The sequence below is a fragment of the Moorena sp. SIO4A5 genome (assembly GCF_010672005.1).
Taxonomy (GTDB): Bacteria; Cyanobacteriota; Cyanobacteriia; order Cyanobacteriales; family Coleofasciculaceae; genus Moorena.
Genome location: NZ_JAAHHZ010000421.1, coordinates 1 through 4115, shown reverse-complemented (window position 1 = coordinate 4115; position 4115 = coordinate 1). Strand labels below are relative to the sequence as shown.

4 protein-coding genes are annotated in these 4115 nt (G+C 40.6%); all 4 read right to left on the bottom strand.

Annotated features, from left to right (window positions below; genetic code table 11):
* Window positions 1-120 (bottom strand): FAD-dependent oxidoreductase (locus tag F6K57_RS38340; RefSeq protein ID WP_293073755.1); only part of this gene is annotated, 120 nt, incomplete at its 3' end.
* A gap of 561 nt (window positions 121-681) precedes the next feature.
* Window positions 682-1896: a class I SAM-dependent methyltransferase gene (locus F6K57_RS38335; protein WP_293073752.1), complete on the bottom strand. Its 1215-nt coding sequence runs from the start codon at window positions 1894-1896 to the stop codon at window positions 682-684.
* 58 nt (window positions 1897-1954) lie between these two features.
* A complete protein-coding gene (locus F6K57_RS38330; protein WP_293073749.1) occupies window positions 1955-3184 on the bottom strand; it encodes a class I SAM-dependent methyltransferase in 1230 nt (409 codons plus the stop codon).
* A 227-nt stretch (window positions 3185-3411) separates the two neighbouring features.
* Window positions 3412-4115, bottom strand: a 704-nt coding sequence (locus F6K57_RS38325; protein ID WP_293073746.1) for an NAD-dependent epimerase/dehydratase family protein, incomplete at its 5' end; no start/stop codon positions are given.

Sequence of the window (4115 nt, the reverse complement as noted above, 5' to 3'; positions counted from 1 at the left end):
AGCCGCCCAACTGCTCTCTTTTTCCAGTACCATAATTTTGGCATCTGGATAACGTTGACCCAATGCCATGGCTGTGGATAAGCCAATGATTCCTCCTCCAATAATCGCCAAGTCGTACATGGTTATTCTTATTACTTACACTATTAAGGTTAACTTTAAATGTTCAATGTTGAATGTTGAAAGTTGAATGTTGAATGTTGAATATTAAAAGTTAACCGTATCCCTTAGAAAGGTATAATAAGGGGGAATATAGTGTTTTTTTTGTATGGTGAGGTACACCTTGAAGCTGAAAAGCTTGTTAATTGAGACTTATGGTCTACCTCATTGGAGTAGAAACCGCTATAAACAATTAATTAATACTCAAAAAGTTTGGGGAAGCCTACTCACTTCCCATACTTTTTTGTACCATAAAACCTATTGGAGTATTTGCCATTTTGGCCTGAAGGGGCGACCAAAAAATAAAAAATGACAAAGACTCTTTTTCCCGCAAGCATCCAAGCCTTCGGTTATTGCTCAACTTTGCTGGGTGCTTTCTGATGGAAAATTTTTTTCCAAGTGTGTGCATAAAAAACATAGTTCCCAAGTACACCTAAACAACTCCAGTAAACACTTTATGAGTCATAAGTCTTTAATTTTTGACTTATGACTCATAACTGATCACTCATGACTAATGACTGATATTTATAGAGATATAACCTCTGTAGTTACTCCCATCTTATTCAACATTTGCTGAATTTCATCACAATATATGGAATTCATGACAATCACCTGATCAGGTTTGTATTCCTTCAAAAACTCTGGTGCCATAATTTTTTTACCAACACCAGGGATAAATTTCCCATGACGATGGGGATTAATATCTACCACGTATTCAATTTTGTCTGTGGTATCAAGAGTGGTTAGAAAAGCCACACACTTGGAACCTGAACCCCAAACTACAACACGCTTGCCTTGAGCATGCATCTGCTCTAAGTGCTGCCTCCAATTCTCCAGCTTCTTGCTAATCTCGTTGGTGAAGTTTTTGACATGCTGAGTAACTTCCTCAAGACTCTCTTCCAGAGGATGTACTTTCTCAGATGGGATGGTGACAGGTCGGGTTTCAATTAACAAATATTGTTCACCATAAGCTCGATACAGGTCAGTAACTTCAAAGCCACAGTTACGGAATAATCGCGCTAGGGATCCAGGGGTGAAATAGGAGCAGTGTTCGTAGTAAATGTCTTCAAAAGCTAAGTCTTTGAGTACTCGTATGGTATCTGGTATCTCAAACACCACAACGGTATTGAGGCGATCGCCAATGGAGCGGCGCACGGTACTAATAAACTCAGCGGTAGGATAAATATGCTCTAGGGTATGGCGACAACAGATAAAATCACCTACATACTCAGCATAGCGCTCTGAGTAATAGTCTTGAATAAAGGTGACCCGGTCAGCGGCTTCACTCTGGACTCGTCCTACTACAGCAGACGGGTCAATACCAACACCACGATTGTTACCTAATTCGCACAGCAGCAAGAGGAAATCTCCTTTGCTACAACCAATCTCTATAATGTCTTTGTTATGAAGGTCGTATTTGTCGATCAGATGATTGGCTAGATCAAGGGCAAACTGATTGAAGGTTGGGGAAAAACTCTGTTGGTCTTCATAATTGGGAGCGTAAGCTGACCACCTGGGATCAAAGGAAACATTAGTGATGAAGCCGCAGTCTTGACAAAACCCCAAAACCACATCACCGCAAGGGAAGTCTAGAGCTGCTTCCTGGGTTGACATCATTAAGCAACTGTGAACTGGTACGTTATGTACTTCATAAAATAGGGACAATCCTTGGTTTCCACAGTTGGGACAAATATGTTCTGATAATGAAATCGGTTGTGTGTGAGCAAAATTTTTGGACAATGCTTGTTGTATCATTTTGAGTAACTTTACTCCCTTACTTGATCGTCAACCGTCAACTCTAAACAATCTTTGGTTGTGGAATCGGAATAATAAATTTACCTCCTTGTTGTCGATATGCTTCTTGTTGCTGCAAAATTTCATCAGCAAAATTCCAAGCTAGCAGCAACACATAATCTGGTTTATCCTCTAACAGTTTTGATTGTGAAAAAATAGGTAAATGATTAATGCCCATGTAGCGACCATGTTTGAATGGATTTAAATCCACAACATAATCCACCAGGGTTTTATTAATCCCAAAATAACTGAGCAGAGTAGTTGCTTTAGCTGCTGCTCCATAGGCTGCCACCTTTTTCCCCTGTTTCTTCAAATCCCAGAGTATATCCAGTAAAGAAAGCTTAATTTCCTGAACACGATTAGCAAAATCACGATAGTAATCAATGCGGTCAACTCCCCGCGCTACTTCTTCTGCTAATAGGGATTTTACAGATTTCTTAACCTGTTCCTTAGGCTCCACAAATAGGCGTAACGAACCCCCATGGATTGGAGTACGTTGGATGTCATTTAGGAATAAACCATGTTTCCTAAACAACCGATCTAAAGCAGTTACTGAAAAATAGCATAAGTGCTGATGGTAGATAGTGTCAAATTCACAGTGATCTACCAAGTCAACCACATAGGGGACTTCAATCACAGCTACACCAGTCTCTTTCAGCAAAACGCCAATCCCTGCTACAAAGCCATTCAGATCTGGCACATGAGCCAAGACATTGTTAGCAATAAAAACATCAGCTTTCCGTCCTTGAGAGTGTAGCTCTATTGCCAAATCTTTGGTAAAGAATGTACAAAGAGTAGGAATACCTGCTTTTTGGGCAGCTTCCGCAGGTCCAGAGGCTGGATCAATTCCCAGCACCGGAATTCCTTTTTCAACAAAGTTATTGAGCATATAGCCATCATTACTAGCTGCTTCAATCACTAGACTGTTGCTATTGAGTTGTCTTGAATCAATGATGGCTTTGGCACTATCTCCAAAGTGTTTTAGTAACGATTTTGATACAGAAGAAAAATAGGGGTAGTCTCGACAAAATAGGATTTCCGGGGGGACACTTTCGGTGATTTGGACTAAACCACTGCTAGGATAAAACGCCAGATCCAATGGAGCAGTATATTCAGGTTTATCTAACTGGTCTTTAGTAAGTAATCCATCAGCTAATGGGGTGTAACCGAAGGAAATAATTAACTCTAAGTCATCAGTGCTGTTAGCACGGCAAATCGGCATTGAATTAGACATTATTATTTTTTTTCAAATATGACTGTTAATTGTTAACTGTAAACTGTTTGCAATTAACGGTTAATCAGCAACAATAAAATATTCATAACAATAGCAAAGTCAACTTTTTATTAAAGTTAACTAATTCTCCAGGGTGACTGCAACAAATTTTTCCGCCCTTTTGGTAATTGGTAATTGGTAATTAGAGTAGGATTACCGATTACCGATTACCGATTACCCAACAACTCCTAAACACTCATGGCTTGTATTTTAGGAGATGTAGGTAGCTGGGTACGCCAACGCAGGGTTTGATCTAATCTTCCAGTGCTAAGTAATTGTTTGATGTGAGCAATACGCTGATACCTCGGTCCCTCAAACTCTTCCAAGGTTAAGCCTACGGTTTGATAAGCTTGGTAGAGTTCTTGAGCTCCCCGACGGGCATTCCATTGGGGTTTGAATTCGGGTAATGTGTGAATAATCTTACTACAATCAACGCGATAACAGCGCTTATCGGGTCCAGCATCTTTAGCGTATTCAATTTCACAGCCTGGAACTGTTTCTTTGACAATTTCGGCTAACTCTCGAATACGATAGTTGTCCTCATTGCGTCCCACATTAAACGCTTGATTGTGTACCACCTCACGAGGTGCCTCCAACACCGCAATAAAGGCTTGGGAAATATCTTCAATATGGACAATGGGACGCCAAGGGGTACCATCACTCTTGATATACACTTGACCCGTGGTAAATGCCCAAGCGACCAAGTTATTGAGTACTAGATCAAAGCGCAAACGCGGCGAAACACCATAAGCTGTAGCATTCCGAAGAAAGGTAGGACTAAAGTTATCGTCCGCTAACTGAGTAACATCTTGCTCGACACGAACTTTAGAAATGCCGTAAGGAGTGACAGGGTTGAAGGATGATTCCTCAGTCAACCAGTCATCACCACCAG